The following is a 16588-nucleotide window of genomic DNA, read 5'->3' as shown; positions in this document are numbered from 1 at the left end:
GGGCTTGTCCCCGATGGCGGTGGGTCAGTTACAGATGCATTACTGACACGCCCTCATCGGGGGCAAGCCCCCTCCCACATTTTTTGTACTGTGTTCGGCCTTATTGGCCCAGTGCACTCAAGATCGCGTGCGCCACCTTCACCCGCTCGGCATTCGGGTAGTTGCGGTTCGCCAGGATCACCACGCCCATGTCCTTGCTTGGCACATACGCCACATACGCACCAAAGCCGCCAGTGGAGCCAGTCTTGTTGTACAGCACGTTGGCCGGTTGCGCCTGGGCCGGGCTCAGCCAGTTGACCTTGTGCGGCTCCATCGCCATGGGTGTGGAGTTGCCGTCCAGCAAGGCTTGTAGGGTGATGGGGTAGGGGTAGCGTTCCCAGCCCAGGCCCTGGGTCATGCCGTTGACGGTGTAGTAGCCGGCGTGAGTGGCGGCAATGGCTTGTTGTAACGGCTGCTCCAGGGTCTGCGGGTGCATATTGGCGATCACATAGCGCGCCAGGTCCTGGCTGCTGGTCTTGATGCCGTAGGCTTCGCTGTCCAGGGCGCCGGGGCCGACGTGCACCGGTTTTTGCTGCTTGTCATAGCCTTGGGCATATTGGCTGGCCTTGTCGGTGCGCACGCTGACATAGGTGTTGGTCAACCCTAGCTTGGGCAGCAGGGTCTTCTCCATGGCAACGTTGAACGGCTGGCCCAGGCTTTGCGCGGTCAGGTAGCCGAACAGGCCGATACTGGGGTTGGAGTACAAGCGTTGTTCACCCGCAGCGTAAGTCGGCTTCCAGTGCTGGAAGTAGCCGAGCATGGTCGTTGCACTGTCGGACGCCTGCGGAAATTGCAGCGGCAGGCCGCCGGCGGTATAGGTCGCCAGTTGCAGCAGGCTGATGCGATCGAACGCGCTGCCGGCCAGGGACGGCAAGTACAGGCTGGCCTTGTCCGACAGCTTGAGCTTGCCGATGGCCTGGGCATAACCACCCAGGGTTGCGGTGAAGGTTTTACTCACCGAACCGATTTCGAACAGCGTGTTTTGGCTGACCGCGGCCTGGGTGTCCTTGGCGGCTACGCCGTAGTTAAAGTATTGCACCTTGCCCTGGTTGATCACCGCGACCGAAAGGCCGGGGATGTCTTGCTGTTGCATCAAGGGCTTGACGTTGCTGTCCACGACCTGGCGCATGTCTGTGGCGGCCATGCAACTGCCGGACAAGAGCAGCAACGCTGAAACCAGGTACTTGGGCTGATAGTTCATGGTGAATCGCTTCCATGTAAAGGTGGCAATGATGGGCAGGGCCTGCGCAGGCGTGGCAAATGTAGGTGGATTTCCGGGCGTCGGCAAACGATGATATCTCGCACCTGCCATTAGAAAAATTGGGGTAAGCCTTGCTGCGTTCCCACCTGCCGCTTAATGCCCTGCGTGCCTTCGAAGCGTCGGCGCGCCATTTGAGCTTTACCCGTGCGGCCATTGAGCTGTGCGTGACCCAGGCGGCCGTCAGTCATCAGGTCAAAAGCCTCGAAGCCCAACTCAATGTCACGTTGTTCAAGCGCTTGCCTCGGGGCCTGATGCTCACCAGCGAAGGCGAAACCCTGCTGCCGGTGCTGCGTGATGCCTTTGATCGCATTGCCCTGACGTTGGGCCAGTTCGAAGGCGGGCATTACCGTGAAGTGCTGACGGTGGGGGCGGTCGGCACCTTTGCGGTGGGCTGGCTGTTGCCACGCCTGGCGGACTTTCACAGTCGCTACCCGTTTATCGACCTGCGCCTGTCCACCCACAACAACCGCGTGGATGTGGCCGCCGAAGGCCTGGACTACGCGATACGCTTTGGCGCCGGAGCCTGGCACGGCACCGATGCGTGCCCATTGCTGGAGGCGCCGTTGACGGTGTTGTGCGTACCGCAGATTGCCGAGCAACTGCACAGCCCGGCGGACGTGTTGAAGCACACCTTGCTGCGCTCCTACCGTGTCGATGAGTGGAGCCTGTGGTTCCAGGCCGCCGGCTTGCCCATCGATACGCGGGTGCCGCGCAGTATCGTGTTCGACTCCTCGCTGGCGATGATGGAAGCCGCCCTGCAAGGCAGCGGCGTGGCGCTGGCGCCGGCGCTGATGTTTTCGCGACAGTTGGAGAGCGATGTGTTCCGCCAGCCGTTCGCGGTGGGGATCACCACCGGCAGCTATTGGTTGACGCGTTTGCAGTCGCGCAATGAGACACCGGCGATGTTGGCGTTCAAGGGGTGGTTGCGTGAAGAGGCGAGTGTGCGGTCACTGGGTAGGGGCGGTCACAGGGGACTTTTTTGAAGCTGCCCGCAACGGGTGCGAGCATTTCATAGCTGTGTTCGTCATGTTGCACGCACAGCCAGTAATCACCATAAGCATCGACGTGGTCGATTTTCCATACCAGGCCGCTCTCGAAGAGGAACCGATAGAAACACTGTTCCTGCAGGCTGATCTCGGCGTAAGGCACGCTGGTGATCTGGAGGCCGAAGTTCAGCCAGGTCAGGTTATGACCCTCGGAAAATTGCTCATTGAGCCCCAGACAAATCTCACATGTCATCTCTAGATGCTCTTCAATGCAGGGTGTCAGATCATGGCTGTGCCCGCAGCAAAAGCAAGTAGGGCATTTCTGATCAACTCAGTCCGGATCACACCTCGCGACCATGGGCGGCCGCGGCCAGTTGGCCGGTGTCGACGCGCACGAACACCGAGTCGCCGACGGCGGTGAGCACGCTGCCTGCATACACTTCGCAGACCACCCGGCTTTTGCGGCCGATTTCGCCTTCGACCCGAGCCCGCAGGACCAGGGGCACACCCATGGGCGTGGGCTTGATGAATTTGATCCCCAGATTGCCGGTGACGCAGTCGATGCGCGGCAGGCTGCCGGGTTCACGCTGTTCGGCGCGGTAGTGGTAGGCCATGGCGGTCCAGTTGGAGTGACAGTCCACCAGCATGGCGATCAGGCCACCGTAGACCAGGTCTGGCCAGCCGCTGTATTTAGCCTCGGGTTGATGCTCGGCAATGACGTGCACGCCATCGTCATCCCAGCGGCTCTTGATGTGCAGGCCATGGGGGTTGCTGCTGCCGCAGCCGTAGCAGATGCCTTCCGGCGCCGTGGTGTCCTGGAGAGAAGCGCTGTGCATGCAGAGTCCTTGTTATTTTTTGGGCGACGCTTCTATTTAGCAGGCCAGGGGTTAGCGAGCAAACTTCTTCGCCCCGGCCACGCAACCAATCACTGCCACCGTCACCAGCACCATGCCCAGGCTGACTTGTTCGTGCAGCAAACCCGCCGCCAGCGCCAGGCCGAAGAACGGCTGCAGCAACTGCAACTGGCCGACCGCTGCAATACCGCCCTGGGCCAGGCCGCGATACCAGAACACAAAGCCGATCAGCATGCTGAACAGCGACACGTACCCCAGGCTCAGCCACGCCGGCAGGCTGATGCCATTGAAGGTCGAAGGCGCCAGCAGCAGGCTCAGCGGCGCCACCACCGGCAGCGACGCCGCCAACGCCCAGCAGATCACCTGCCAGCCGCCGAGGCTGCGCGACAGTTTGGCGCCTTCGGCATAACCCAGGCCGCATACCAGCACGGCCAACAGCATCAATAAGTCGCCTGCAGGAGCGGCGCTCAAGCCTTGGGCCAAGGCATAACCCATCACCAACAGGCTGCCCAGGATCGAAAATAACCAGAACACCGGCCTGGGCCGTTCACCGCCACGCAGCACGCCGAACACTGCCGTGGTCAGTGGCAGCAGGCCGATGAAGACGATGGAGTGGGCCGAGGTCACGTATTGCAGGGCCAGGGCAGTCAGCAGTGGAAAGCCGATCACCACGCCAAGCGCGACGATAACCAGCGGTGCCCATTGCTGGCGTGTGGGGCGTTTTTCCTTGAATAACCCCAGCAGGCACAACCCCAGTAGCGCAGCGAGAGTGGCGCGGACCATGGTGAGGAACACCGGGTCGAATTCCATGACCGCCAGGCGCGTGGCCGGCAGCGAGCCGCTGAAAATCACCACGCCGATAAAACCGTTGATCCATCCCTGGGTGCTGCTGTCCAGAGTGGCGAGAGGAGAAGTGCGTTCCATGGGGGACCTGTCCGAAAATGGCAGTTGCGTGCTGGGCATCCTAGGATTGAAGATTAAGACAATCAAAAAATTGTCATGGATACATCCCTATGCCCCGTGCTCGCTACAAGACGCTGGTCGATACCTTCGCCGAGGCCATCCGCAGCGGCCAGATGCTACCTGGCACGCGCCTGCCCACCCATCGGCAATTGGCCGCCGAGCATGGCTTGGCGCTGGTGACTGCCAGCCGAGTGTACAGCGAGTTGGAAGCCATGGGCCTGGTCAGTGGCGAGACCGGTCGCGGTACTTTCGTGCGCGAGATTGCGTTGCCGCCGGGGCAGGGCAGTGGGCAGATGACGGTGGCGGCGGGCCTGCTGGATCTGAACTTCAACTACCCGTCCTTGCCGGGCCAAGCCGAACTGTTGCGCACGGCGTTGCGTCAACTGGCGCTGTCCGGCGACCTGGAGGCGCTGCTGCGTTACCAGCCCCATGCCGGGCGTGTGCATGAGCGCGCCGCTGTGGCGCGACACTTGTTGAACCGGGGGCTGACGGTGGATGCCGAGCAAGTACTGGTGGTCAGCGGCGCGCAGCATGGCTTGGCGGTGACCCTGATGGCGTTGCTCAAGCCTGGGGATGTGATCGCGGTGGATGCGCTGACCTACTCAGGCTTCAAGGTGCTGGCTGAAACCCTGCATCTGGAAATTGTCGCCATCCCGGTCACCGCCAGTGGCCCGGACCTGGACCACCTGCACAACCTGTGTCGCAGGCGCCCGGTACGTGCGGTGTACAGCATGCCGACCCTGCATAACCCGCTGGGCTGGGTGCTGAGCCTGGAACAGCGCGAGCGCTTGGTGGCGATTGCACGGCAGCACAACCTGATGATCATCGAAGATGGCGCCTATGCGTTTCTCGCCGACGATGCGCCCGCGCCGCTGGCGACGCTGGCCCCGGAGCGCACGGTGTATATCGGCGGGTTGTCCAAGAGCGTCGCCACCGGTTTGCGCGTGGGCTTTATCGCTGCGCCTATGGCTTGGGTCAACGGCTTGGAACGCACGATCATGGCCACCACCTGGAACGTGCCGGGCGTGATGAGTGCGATTGCGGTGGGCTGGCTCGAAGACGGTACGGTGGCGCAACTGGAGGCGCAAAAGCGCGCGGATGCCCAGGCTCGCCAGGCGTTGGCGGCACAGGTGCTGAGCGGTGTGAAGACCATCAGCCACCCGTCATCCTACTTTCTGTGGCTGCCGTTGGCGGAAGACGCCCGCGCCGATCAGGTCGCCATGACCTTGCAGCGCGCTGGCATCTCGGTTTCAACCGCCGAACCGTTCGCGGTCTCGGCCCAGGTGCCCCACGCGCTACGCCTGGCCCTGGGTTCGGTGCCCATGGCGGCGTTGCGTGAGGCGCTGGTGAAGGTGCGTAAGGTGGTGGCGTGGTGAGCGAACACCCTGCCACAGGGCTTGATTTGAAATACGGGCAAAATGTGGGAGCTGGCTTGCCCCCTATGGCGCCCGACAGCCGGCACCAATCTACCTGACGCCCCGGGATCCAACTGTGGGAGCTGGCTTGCCTGCGATGGCGGCCTGACAGTCAACACATTTGGATTGTGTACATATCCATTTCTGCGGTAACGGCCACTTAGGGTTCCGCCCTGACGGCGGCTAACCCGGCGTCCTGCCGGGTTACCCTCGAATTCAAGCCTGCGTTCGGCCAGCGTGGTTTAACGGGGCGCCTGAGATCAAGATCACAAGCAGATCAAGATCAAGAGCAGCTCGCTTCGCATCATGGTTACCTGAGGGGCAGCACATTCGACATCTCTGTCGATTGAACGGCCGCCATCGCAGGCCAGCCAGCTCCCACAGATTGACTGTGTTTAGCGGGCTACAAGCGGTGGCGTACGCGGCGGGATCATGCGCTTGTTGCCGGTGGCTTCAAACGCCGCGGCAAAGCGCAACAGTGCCGAATCGTCATAGGCGCGCCCGGCAAACGTCAGCCCCACTGGCATGCCGATATCCGCCATCACGCCCATCGGCACGGTGACGGTGGGCACGCCCAGGTGGCGGATCGCGAGGTTGCCGTTGGCTACCCACACGCCGTTGCTCCAAGCGATGTCGGCAGACGCTTCGTTCACATCGGCATCCGCCGGGCCCACATCGGCTACGGTCGGGAACAGCACGGCGTCGAGGCCGAGGTTGTCCATCCAGTCTTCCAGGTCGATACGCCGGGTTTGCTCGAGGCCACGCAGGCCATCGGGCAGGGTGCTGATCTGGTCCCATGGCGTGATGCCGCGTTGGGCCATGCGCACGTATTCGTCCATGCCGGCGGCCAGGTCGTCTTCACGGTTGGGCAGGGTGCCGGGGTCGTGGGGGAAGATTTTCGGCCCGTCTACATCGGCCAGGCGGTTCAGGCTAGGGTCATCGTTGGCGCGCAGGAAATCATCGAAAGCCCAGGCCGACAGTTCCCACAGTTCGTCGTGGAGGAATTCCTTGGAAACCAGGCCACGGGTAAACACCGTCGGTGCACCGGGGCGGTCGCCTTCGCAGTTGGACACCAGCGGGAAATCCACTTCGATCACTTCGGCACCCGCCGCTTCCAATGCCTGGCGCGCGGCTTGCCACAGTTCGATCACCGTGGCACGGGTGTGGATCTTTTGCCCGGTCGGCCCGCCGATACCCGGGTTTTCGCTGGTGCCAGCATCCGGGTCGGCGTTGATGTACATGCGCGGCACGCCAAAGCGCTTGCCGGCCAGGCTCTCGCTACTGGCTGCCAGCGCAGTGTACGAAGCCGGGCGCACCGAGGTGACGCTGGGGATCGGCACCCAGGGCTGCAGGCGCCACAGGTCGCCGCGCTTGTCAGGGTCTTGGGCCACCACCACATCGAGCACTTCGAGCAGGTCGGCCATGGTGCGCGCATAGGGCACCACGACGTCCATGGTCGGGGTCAACGGCCAATTGCCGCGCACCGAAATCACGCCGCGGGAAGGCGTGTAGGCACACAGGCCATTGTTGGAGGCCGGGCCGCGACCGCTCGACCAGGTTTCCTCGGCCAAGCCAAACGCCGCAAAGCTGGCGGCAGTGGCGGTACCGGCACCATTGGAAGAGCCGGAGGCAAACGGCGCGGTGAGGTAGTCGGCGTTGTAGGGGCTTTCGGCGCGGCCATACACGCCACGCTGCATGCCGCCATTGGCCATCGGCGGCATGTTGGTCTTGCCCAGGCAGATGGCGCCGCCGGCTCGCAGGCGTTCGATGGTGAAGGCGTCACGCTGGGCGACCAGCTTGGCAAACGCGGGGCTGCCGGATGCAGCCGTCAGACCCTTGACCAGATAGCTGTCCTTGGCGGTGTAGGGAATGCCATCCAGCGGCCCCAGGGTCTGGCCCTTGGCACGGCGCGCGTCAGAGGCCTCGGCTTCCTTGAGGGCGTCGGGGTTGCGTACCACGACGGCATTCAATGCGGTGGCGGTGTGCGGGCCATCGTAGGCATCGATCCGCGCCAGGTAGGCCTGGACCAGTTCAACTGCCGTGGTCTGGCCGGCTTCCAGCGCAGCGCGCAATTGGGCAATGGAGACTTCAGTAACTTGCATCACGTTTTTTTCGCCGCCTTCAAGTGGGGGTATGGCGGCAGTCTACGTACAGATATTTCACAAAACCAGCGCGGCATACTTCGTGTAGGCGGCGCGCAGGACATCTGGAGAAAGATGTCAGCAGGATTGCGAGCGGCAGCCTCTTATCGCTAAGGTGGCCGCGCTGATTAACGTTGCACTTCAAGGAAGAGACCATGCAAAAACCTTATATCGCCCTGGCTGCCTTGCTGGGATTTACCGTCTATACCGTGGCGACCATGCTCACGGCCGAACAATCACTGCTGGCATTTGGATGGGAACTGATGTCCAGGCCCGATACGGCGCAGGTGGTGATTGACCTGTATCTGATGGCAGTGCTGGCGTGTGTGTGGATGTACCGGGATGCGCGTGGGCGAGGGCGGTCGATAGGCTCGGTGTTGCCGTACTTTGTGCTGACGGCGGTGTTTGTGTCGGTGGGGCCGCTGCTTTATATCGTCATTAATGGCTTTTCTCGTCGGGCCATGAAGTGAGGTTTGTTGCTCCCGATATAGCTGTGTCGACTGTGAGGCTGCCTTCGCAGGCAAGCCCCACACATTGAGATCGCGGGGTTTCAGGTAGATAGGCGCCGATTCGCCACACATACCTACGACTATCGGCCCCGCAAACCGGTCAAACGCCTTTGGTCGACGGCAGCAGTACCGTCAGGATGCCCACCAGCGGCAGGAACGAGCACAGCTTGTATACGTACTCGATGCCGTGATGATCAGCGAGCATCCCGAGCAGCGCCGCACCAATCCCACTGAAACCAAACATCAGGCCAAAGAATATCCCGGCGATCATGCCCACATTGCCCGGCACCAATTCCTGGGCAAACACCACGATGGCCGAGAACGCCGAGGCGATGATAAAACCGATGACCACGCTGAGTACCGCGGTCCAGAACAGGTCGACGTAGGGCAGGGCCAGGGTGAACGGTGCGGCGCCGAGGATGGAGAACCAGATGACTTTCTTGCGGCCGATCTTGTCGCCGATCGGGCCACCGGCAAAGGTGCCCACGGCCACCGCGCCGAGGAACAGGAACAGGTACATCTGCGAGCTGGCTACCGACAGCTGGAATTTCTCGATCAGGTAGAACGTGAAGTAACTGGTCAGGCTGGTCATGTACCAGTATTTGGAAAACACCAGCACAGCCAATACCACCAGGGCGAAGGTCACGCGGCCTTTGGACAAGCCGTGGGTCGCCTGGCTGCCCTGCTTGAGCTTGAACAGGTTGAGGTGGTGGCGGTACCAGCGGCTCAAGCCGTACAGCACCAGGATGGCGAACACCGCAAACAGGCCGAACCAGGCAATGTGGCTTTGGCCGTAGGGAATAATGATGGCCGCCGCCAGCAACGGGCCGAAGGCGCTGCCGGTGTTGCCGCCGACCTGGAAGGTCGATTGCGCCAGGCCATAGCGGCCACCGGAGGCCAGGCGGGCGACGCGAGAGGTTTCCGGGTGGAAGGTCGATGAGCCAACGCCGACCAACCCTGCCGCGAGCAGAATCGCCGGGAAGCTGCCGACAAACGCCAGCATCAAAATACCGATCAAGGTGCACACCATGCCCGCTGGCAGCAGCCACGGCTTGGGGTGACGGTCGGTGTGATAGCCGATCCAGGGTTGCAACAGGGAAGCGGTCAACTGGAAGGTCAGGGTGATCAGGCCGACCTGGGTAAAGCTCAGGCCGTAGTTGGCCTTGAGCATCGGGTAGACCGACGGCAGCACGGCCTGGATCAGGTCATTGATCATATGCGCCAGGGCACAGGCGCCGAGGACGCGCATGACCAGGGGGCTTATCTGGGGCGTCGTTGTGGCAGCGGCGGGTGTCGCGGTAAGGCTCGACATGCAGGCATTCCATACAAGGCAGCAAACAGGGGCAGACAGGACTTTAGCTGGCAGCCATTTCTAATTGTTTCGAAAGCTATGCTAAATTCGAAGAAAAAGCCTGTCTCGCGCAATTCGGGCGGAAACCATCGCAAAAAGGGCAAAATGATCAGATCACTGGATAAATTTCTTCGGGATATCGATGAGGGCGACTGGGCTGTCATCAGCTCGGCTACCGATTATCCGGAAAACTGGGTGATCCCTGAGCACAGCCACAACAAGCATCAACTGCTGTACGCCATCGGTGGCGTCATGGTGGTGTATTCGGCCCTGCGGCAATGGACGGTACCGCCCAATCGTGGCTTTTGGATGCCCTGTGGTCAAGTTCACTCATTGCGCTGCGTGGGCACGTTGAAGATGCGCAGCGTGTTCGTGCGCCCGGACAGTTTCCCGAACCTGCCGACCGAGCCGAAGACGGTGACGGTTTCCCCGTTGCTGAGCGAGCTGATCAAGGCCTCGGTCAGCCTGAAACCGCCCTATGCCGAGGACTCACGCGATGCCCGGATCATGCACCTGATCCTCGATGAACTGGCCAACCTTCCAGCCTTGCCATTGTCCCTGCCACAGCCTGCCGACCCGCGCCTGAGCCAGATCTGCCTGGCGTTGCAGAACGAACCGGGAGACGCCTCCACCGTTGCGCACTGGAGTGCGCGCCTGGGGCTGGATCAAACCACCATCCAGCGCCTGTTCCGCAAGGAAACCGGCATGACCTTCGGCCAATGGCGCCAGCAGGCGCGGTTGCTGCTGGCGCTGGAGCGCATTGCGGTGGGGGAGAAGATTATCGATGTGGCGTTTGAGCTGGGGTATGAAAGCCCGAGTGCGTTTACCAGTATGTTCAAGAAACAGTTTGGCAGGACGCCGAGTCAGTTTTTCAAGTAGTGCCGTTTGCCATGGGCGCGTGAGCAGGGCGCCGGGATGTCAGGTAAGCCAGCAGCGTGGCGACTACCAGCAAGGCGGCGCTCAACTCGAAGGTGGCCTGATAACCGCTCAAGTCGAATGCCACACCACCGACGGTGGCGCCGGCGGCAATCGCCAACTGGATGATGGCTACCATCAACCCCCCGCCGGCTTCAGCGTCGTCGGGCAAGGTGCGCGCCAGCCATGTCCACCAGCCAACGGGCGCAGCAGTAGCCACCAGGCCCCAGCAGCCCAACAGCACGGTGGTGACAATCGCTGAACCGCCGAACTCCACCAGCGTAAAGGCGATGCCTGCCATGATCAGCGGGATGGCAATCAGCGTCGGGTAGAGATGGTGCTTGAGCAAATGCTCAATCAACACCGTACCCGCCAGGCCGGCCAGGCCGAGCACCAGTAGCATCAACGACAGGGTAGACACCTCGACCCGGGTCACGCCTTCCAGGAACGGCCGCAGGTAAGTGAACAGCATGAACTGGCCCATGAAGAACAGGCTGACGGCGCACATGCCCAAGGCCACCTTGGGTTTTTTCAGCAGGCGCAGTGCATTGCCGGTGTTTGCCGCGCCGCTGTGCTTGAGCGCAGGCAAGCTCAGCCATAGCCAGGCCAGCGCAATCACGGCCACTGGCACCACGCAAAAGAATGCGCCGCGCCAGCCAATCAGGCCGCCGAGAAAGCTGCCCAGCGGCGCCGCGATCACCGTCGCCAGGGCATTGCCACCGTTGACGATGGCCAAGGCCCGTGGCACTTGGGCGGGCTCGACCAGGCGCATTGCCGTGGCCGCCGACAGCGACCAGAAGCCGCCAATCGCCACCCCAATCAATGCGCGCCCGAGCATGAACACCGCGTAATTCGGCGCGAACGCTACCACGCTGCCGGAGACGATCATCAGCAGGGTCAAGGCCATCAGCAGGCGCTTGCGATCCATCCGCGCGGCAACCGCCGCGATGACCAGGCTGGTGAGCAGGGCAAACACCCCGGACACGGAAATACCCTGGCCGGCCTGGCCTTCAGTGATGTGTAAGTCAGCGGCCAGCGGTGTCAGCAGGCTGACCGGCATGAACTCGGAGGCGACCAACGCAAACGCCGCCAGCGACATCGCGAGCACCGCGCCCCAGCGTTGCGGTTGAGGGGTAACGGAACTCACTGCAAGTGGCTCTGGAAGAAGGTGATGAGCGTGTCAAACGGGATCAGTTCGACGCGGTCGTACAGGTCTACATGGCCGGCGTTGGGGATGATCAGCAATTGCTTGGGCTCGGCGGCGCGTTGATAGGCGTCTTCACTGAATTCACGGGAGTGCGCGTAGGCCCCGGTAATCAGCAGCAGTGGGCGCGGCGAGATCGTCTCGATATTGTTGAATGGGTAGAAGTTCATGAACTTGACGTTGCTGGTCAGCGTCGGCCGGGTGGTGGTTTGCGATGAGGCGCCCGCCGGGGTGACTTCGCCGCGAGGGGTGCGGTAGAAGTCGTAGAACTCGTCGCCGACCGGGTCGCCGGTAAGGCTTTGCGGCGTGCCACCGGTGTAGAGGGTCTCGCCGCCCTGGAACTCTACATAGCGCTGGTTGGCGGCCTGGCGCAGGATCTGCTGGCGCTGTTGCAAGGTCATGCCGTGCTTGAGGCCATTGCGGTTGGCCGCGCCCATGTCGTACATGCTGACGGTGGCGATTGCCTTGAGACGCGGATCGATCTTCGCAGCACTGATCACAAAACTGCCGCTGCCGCAAATGCCGATGGCACCGATGCGTTCCCGGTCGACCTGTGGGCGAGTGCCCAGAAAGTCCACGGCGGCGCTGAAGTCTTCCACGTAGAGGTCGGGCAACACCGCGTTGCGTGGTGTGCCGGCGCTTTGGCCCCAGAACGACAGGTCCAGGGACAGGGTCACGAAACCCTGCTCAGCCATTTTGGTGGCGTAAAGGTTGGCGCTTTGCTCTTTTACGGCGCCCATCGGGTGGCCGACGACAAGGGCTGCGTGCTTTGAGCCTGGGGCAAGGTGCTTGGGCACGAACAGCGTGCCTGCGACCTGCATGCCGTATTGATTGTTGAAGGTGACAGGTTCGGCCGTCACTGTGTCGCTGCTGTAGAAGTTATCCGCACCGTTAGACATATCGGCTCCAAATGAAGAAAGAGAAGTCACCAGCAAACCCAGGGCGAGCAAGAGGCGTTTCATAGGGATGTTCCTCGTAAAGTGTCCGCACATTTTCCGGGTGACGGCAGGGCTTCTATAGTGCATTTGAGTGGATTACTTGCCTGATCCTCTGAGTTTCAGTGCCAGATGACGACGCCCGTGGCTTGCGCGAGTAAAGTGCAATGAAGCACTGAGAGGGTCTGTCATGACGTCCACTCCCACCCCATTGAACGCGCTGATCCAATCGATTGGTTCGCGCACGCCGTCGCCCGGCGACTACGCCATGCCGATCCCCGGCCTGGGCTTTTATCGGCGTGAGCAACCCGCTGCGCCGGTGGTGTGCATGGTTGAGCCGTGCATCGTGCTGGTGGCCCAGGGCGAGAAGCAGTTGTGGGTCGGCGGCGAGGGCTACCCCTACGACACTTCCCGGTTCCTGGTGACGTCGCTGGACATTCCGGCCAATTCCGAGGTGCTGGCGGCCAGCCCCGAGCAGCCGTGCCTGGGGCTGACGTTCAAGCTGGACCTGCGCATGCTGGCCGAGCTGATCGCCCAGGGTGGCTTGCCGCCGGTGCGTGAACGCGCAGTCATGAAGGGCGTGGGGATCGGCACGGTCACCGACGGCATGCTGGCCGCATTCGCGCGCCTGGTGGCGTTGCTGGATGAACCCGAAGCGATTCCGGTACTCGCGCCATTGATCCAGCGCGAGATTCATTACCGGCTACTGAAAAGCGACCAGGCCGGCCGACTGCGCCAGATCTGCTCGGTGGACGGGCAGGGCTATCGGATTGCCAAGGCCATCGACTGGCTGAAGTTGAATTTCGACGCGGCCCTGCGTGTGGAAGAGCTGGCAGCGCGGGTGCAAATGAGCGCGGCGACCTTTCACCATCACTTCCGGCAACTGACCGCGATGAGCCCGCTGCAATACCAGAAATGGCTGCGTCTGAATGAAGCACGACGATTAATGTTGAACGAGCACCAGGATGTATCCAGTGCCGCGTTCAAAGTCGGGTATGAGAGCCCGTCGCAATTCAGCCGTGAGTACAGCCGGCTGTTTGGGGTGCCGCCCAAGCGCGATATGGCAACACTGCGGGGCAGGGCGAGTGTCAGTGATCCGCCGGGGTCAGATTAGCGTAGAAGATGCAGCCGATAAGCCGTGCGAACAGGCTCAGGGTTTCCGGCAAGTTGGGGTCATCGAACAGCATCGCCCGCGAGTCCAGCGCACACAGCGCTCCGAACAGACGGCCATCGGGCAGAAAGATCGGCGCGCCGGCATAGCTTTCGATGGCGTATTGCTTGACCACCGGGCGTGACGCAAAGCGGCCGTTCTGGCTGATCTGCGGGATGAACAAGGCTTGGGGGTCGATGCAGAACTCACTGCACAGGGTGGTTTCCAAGTCGAGTACATCGTCGACATTGATGCCCATTTGCAGAGGGTCGTAGGCCGAGCAGACCACCCATTCCAGGTCGGTAAATTTGGCGATGCCGGCAAATCTCATGCCGGTCAAGCGCGTGACCAGCTTGAGGATGTTGGTTGTAGCTTCGATTTCTGCGATAGCGGCGCGTTCGTCTGCGCTGAGTAACAACTGTGCGGTGACGCTTGGAAGCATGTTGAATACTCCAATGGCATGGCCGCTCGCAGCGGCCATGCACAGTCAGGTTTTAGTTAATCCGTGGATGCTGCTGCACCAGGTTTTCACGCTTGGCTTGCAGCGCGGCAATCTCGGCATCGATGTCTTCGATTTTCTGCTCGATATTGTCGTGATGTTCCTGCAGCAGCTCCTTGGCTTCCGCCATGTCGGAAGCCGCAGGTGCCGCACCGCGTAGGGGCTTGTTGGCGGTTTCCTTCATGGTCAGGCCAGTGACCAGGCCGACCACGGCGAACACCATCAGATAATAGGCGGGCATGTACAGGTCGTTGGTGCTTTCCACCAGCCAGGCGACGACGGTTGGCGTGACGCCGGCAATCAGCACCGAGACGTTGAATGCACTGGCCAGGGCGCTGTAGCGCAGGTGAGTGGGGAACATCGCCGGTAAGGTGGAGGCCATCACGCCGATAAAGAAGTTCAGCACAATGGCCAGGATCAGCAGGCCGCTGAAGATCAGCCCGGTCTTGCCGCTGGTGATCAGCATGAACGCCGGGATCGACAGGAACAGCAGGCCAATGCTGCCGGCGATGATGAACGGCTTGCGGCCGATCTTGTCGCTGACAAAGCCAATGAACGGCTGCACGAACAACATGCCGACCATGATCGCGATGATGATCAACACGCCGCTGTTTTCGGCGTAGTGCAGGTTATGGGACAGGTAGCTCGGCATGTAGGTGAGCAGCATGTAGTAGGTCACGTTGGTGGCCGCGACGATACCGATGCAGGTCAACAGGCTGCGCCAGTGCTTGGTGGCGATTTCCTTGAACGACACTCGCGGCCCGTGGGTCAGGCCTTCGCGATCGCCCTGTTCGAGCTTGTCGACGTGTTGCTGGAACGCCGGGGTCTCTTCCAGCGCATGGCGCAGGTACAGGCCGATCATGCCCAGGGGCAGGGCGAGGAAGAACGGCAGGCGCCAGCCCCAGGCTTCGAATTCCGCTTCGCCGAGCACGGTGGAGATCAATACCACCACACCTGCGCCGAGGACAAAACCGGCAATCGAGCCGAAGTCCAGCCAACTGCCGAGAAAGCCGCGCTTGCGGTCAGGGGCGTATTCGGCGACGAAGATCGACGCGCCGGTGTACTCGCCACCCACCGAGAAACCTTGGGCCATTTTGCACAACAGCAACAAAATCGGCGCCCAGATGCCGATAGAGGCATAGCCGGGAATCAAGCCAATGGCGAAGGTGCTCAGGGACATGATCACGATGGTGGCGGCGAGGACTTTTTGCCGCCCGTACTTATCGCCCAGAGCGCCAAAGAACAGGCCGCCCAATGGGCGAATCAGGAAAGGCACGGAGAAGGTGCCCAGTGCAGCGATCATTTGCACGCTGGGGGACGCGTCGGGGAAGAACACCTTGCCCAGCACATAGGCGACAAAGCCATACACGCCAAAGTCGAACCATTCCATGGCATTGCCCAGTGCGGCGGCAGTGATTGCTTTGCGCATCTTGCTGTCGTCGACAATGGTGATGTCGTTCAAACCGATGGGTTTGACGCGTTTTTTCCGTAGTTTCATGCGGGCCACTCTTAAAGCTGAACAGGGGAGGTGCCATCGCTACGATGGCACCACTCTGTCAGTTCAGATACAAGAGGACACGAAATAATTCACCGCTTTGTGTATTTTTTCTCGCATGGGATGAAACGTTGGGTTTTCGAGGCCTATGCATAACTAGCGGCAAAACAGATCAAATGTGGGAGTTGTCGAGCCCCGGCGAGGCTGCGAAGGCGGCGGTAATGTTGGCATTTATGTTGCCTGACCCACCGCCATCGCGGCCTCGCTAAAGCTCGAGCGCTCCCACAGGGGTTGTCATTGTCAGTCAGGCAAAACAGGGAAGTCATTCATATGCCAAGCAGCTATTCACGCCTCACCTACCGCCAACCACGGTCCGCTGATGTTCAGCGATTGCTCGCGATCTTCGGCGACCCGCAGACCAATTTGTTCAACCCCGCCGGGCCCATGCCTGATCTTGCGGCGGCCGAGCGCTTGCTGGCCCATTGGATGGAGCAATGGGCCAGTCACGGCTACGGCTGGTGGGCGATTGCCCGTAGAGAAACGCCCGGACACATCATTGGGTTTGGTGGCATTGCACCGCTCAACTATCTGACACAACGACGCGTCAACCTCGGCTATCGCTTTGCCGTCCAAGCCTGGGGGCAGGGCTACGCCACCGAGGTGGGGCGTGATGCGTTGGTGTTGGCGTTTGAAACCCTCGGTCTGCCGGAAGTCTTCGGCCTGGTACGACCCGACCATGTCGCGTCGATCCGTGTGCTGGAAAAGATCGGTATGCAACCTTTCGGCCTGTTGGACGACGTACCAGGCCAGGCACCTAGCCTGGTGATGCGGGTTTGTCATCCTACAACTGCTCAAGACTGACATTTCTTAT

The 16588-nt window shown here is 61.4% G+C and carries 15 protein-coding genes; 6 read left to right on the top strand and 9 right to left on the bottom strand.

The genetic code is table 11. The features are described from left to right. Positions 1–100: 100 nt before the first annotated feature. Positions 101–1240: a class C beta-lactamase gene (ampC, locus tag TU73_RS13805; RefSeq protein ID WP_057012695.1), complete on the bottom strand. Its 1140-nt coding sequence runs from the start codon at positions 1238–1240 to the stop codon at positions 101–103. A 131-nt stretch (positions 1241–1371) separates the two neighbouring features. Between ampC and TU73_RS13800 the strand changes: the two genes are divergently transcribed. Continuing rightward, positions 1372–2283 carry a LysR family transcriptional regulator gene (locus TU73_RS13800; protein WP_057012694.1) on the top strand — a complete coding sequence of 304 codons (912 nt, stop codon included), beginning with the start codon at positions 1372–1374 and terminating at the stop codon, positions 2281–2283. A gap of 344 nt (positions 2284–2627) precedes the next feature. Here the strand turns inward: TU73_RS13800 and TU73_RS13790 are convergent, their stop codons facing one another. Both TU73_RS13790 and TU73_RS13785 read right to left on the bottom strand, forming a co-directional pair. After that, positions 2628–3122, bottom strand: a complete 495-nt coding sequence (locus TU73_RS13790) for a PaaI family thioesterase (RefSeq protein WP_054897340.1) — start codon at positions 3120–3122, stop codon at positions 2628–2630. Between the two features lie 51 nt (positions 3123–3173). Continuing rightward, complete coding sequence (locus tag TU73_RS13785; RefSeq protein WP_057012692.1) at positions 3174–4064, bottom strand: DMT family transporter; 891 nt, start codon at positions 4062–4064, stop codon at positions 3174–3176. An 89-nt stretch (positions 4065–4153) separates the two neighbouring features. On the opposite strand from TU73_RS13785, the gene TU73_RS13780 reads away from it, so the two are divergent. Further along, positions 4154–5479 carry an aminotransferase-like domain-containing protein gene (locus TU73_RS13780; RefSeq protein ID WP_057012691.1) on the top strand — a complete coding sequence of 442 codons (1326 nt, stop codon included), beginning with the start codon at positions 4154–4156 and terminating at the stop codon, positions 5477–5479. Between the two features lie 434 nt (positions 5480–5913). Here TU73_RS13780 and TU73_RS13775 read toward each other — a convergent pair whose 3' ends face one another. Beyond that, entirely contained in the window at positions 5914–7623 is a 1710-nt protein-coding gene (locus TU73_RS13775) for an amidase (protein WP_057012690.1), read from the bottom strand. 191 nt (positions 7624–7814) lie between these two features. Here TU73_RS13775 and TU73_RS13770 point away from each other — a divergent pair, with 191 nt between their 5' ends. Next, positions 7815–8129, top strand: coding sequence for a DUF2834 domain-containing protein (locus TU73_RS13770; RefSeq protein WP_057012689.1), 315 nt, complete (start codon positions 7815–7817; stop codon positions 8127–8129). A gap of 139 nt (positions 8130–8268) precedes the next feature. Here TU73_RS13770 and TU73_RS13765 read toward each other — a convergent pair whose 3' ends face one another. Beyond that, complete coding sequence (locus tag TU73_RS13765; protein WP_057012688.1) at positions 8269–9480, bottom strand: MFS transporter; 1212 nt, start codon at positions 9478–9480, stop codon at positions 8269–8271. 144 nt (positions 9481–9624) lie between these two features. On the opposite strand from TU73_RS13765, the gene TU73_RS13760 reads away from it, so the two are divergent. Next, positions 9625–10398, top strand: coding sequence for an AraC family transcriptional regulator (locus TU73_RS13760; RefSeq protein ID WP_057012738.1), 774 nt, complete (start codon positions 9625–9627; stop codon positions 10396–10398). Here the strand turns inward: TU73_RS13760 and TU73_RS13755 are convergent. Both TU73_RS13755 and TU73_RS13750 read right to left on the bottom strand, forming a co-directional pair. Beyond that, complete coding sequence (locus tag TU73_RS13755; RefSeq protein WP_057012687.1) at positions 10391–11581, bottom strand: MFS transporter; 1191 nt, start codon at positions 11579–11581, stop codon at positions 10391–10393. The genes TU73_RS13760 and TU73_RS13755 overlap by 8 nt on opposite strands. Continuing rightward, the gene (locus TU73_RS13750; RefSeq protein ID WP_057012686.1) at positions 11578–12600 is read right to left on the bottom strand and encodes an alpha/beta hydrolase; all 1023 of its coding nucleotides are present in this window, start codon (positions 12598–12600) and stop codon (positions 11578–11580) included. Before TU73_RS13750 ends, TU73_RS13755 begins: the two co-directional genes overlap by 4 nt. Before the next feature lie 163 nt (positions 12601–12763). On the opposite strand from TU73_RS13750, the gene TU73_RS13745 reads away from it, so the two are divergent. Then, on the top strand, positions 12764–13687 hold the full coding sequence (locus TU73_RS13745; RefSeq protein WP_057012685.1) for an AraC family transcriptional regulator: 924 nt from the start codon (positions 12764–12766) through the stop codon (positions 13685–13687). Here TU73_RS13745 and TU73_RS13740 read toward each other — a convergent pair. Together TU73_RS13740 and proP are read right to left on the bottom strand one after the other, a co-directional pair. Then, positions 13662–14165: a GAF domain-containing protein gene (locus TU73_RS13740; RefSeq protein ID WP_057012684.1), complete on the bottom strand. Its 504-nt coding sequence runs from the start codon at positions 14163–14165 to the stop codon at positions 13662–13664. The two genes, TU73_RS13745 and TU73_RS13740, sit on opposite strands and share 26 nt — an antisense overlap. A gap of 52 nt (positions 14166–14217) precedes the next feature. After that, positions 14218–15720 carry a glycine betaine/L-proline transporter ProP gene (gene proP, locus TU73_RS13735; RefSeq protein ID WP_057012683.1) on the bottom strand — a complete coding sequence of 501 codons (1503 nt, stop codon included), beginning with the start codon at positions 15718–15720 and terminating at the stop codon, positions 14218–14220. A gap of 327 nt (positions 15721–16047) precedes the next feature. Between proP and TU73_RS13730 the strand changes: the two genes are divergently transcribed. Beyond that, positions 16048–16578: a GNAT family N-acetyltransferase gene (locus TU73_RS13730; protein ID WP_057012682.1), complete on the top strand. Its 531-nt coding sequence runs from the start codon at positions 16048–16050 to the stop codon at positions 16576–16578. Positions 16579–16588 lie beyond the last annotated feature (10 nt).

Source organism: Pseudomonas libanensis (genome assembly GCF_001439685.1).
GTDB lineage: Bacteria > Pseudomonadota > Gammaproteobacteria > Pseudomonadales > Pseudomonadaceae > Aquipseudomonas > Aquipseudomonas libanensis.
Note: the sequence above shows the minus strand (reverse complement) of the source record. Positions and strands in the feature narration are given on the sequence as shown.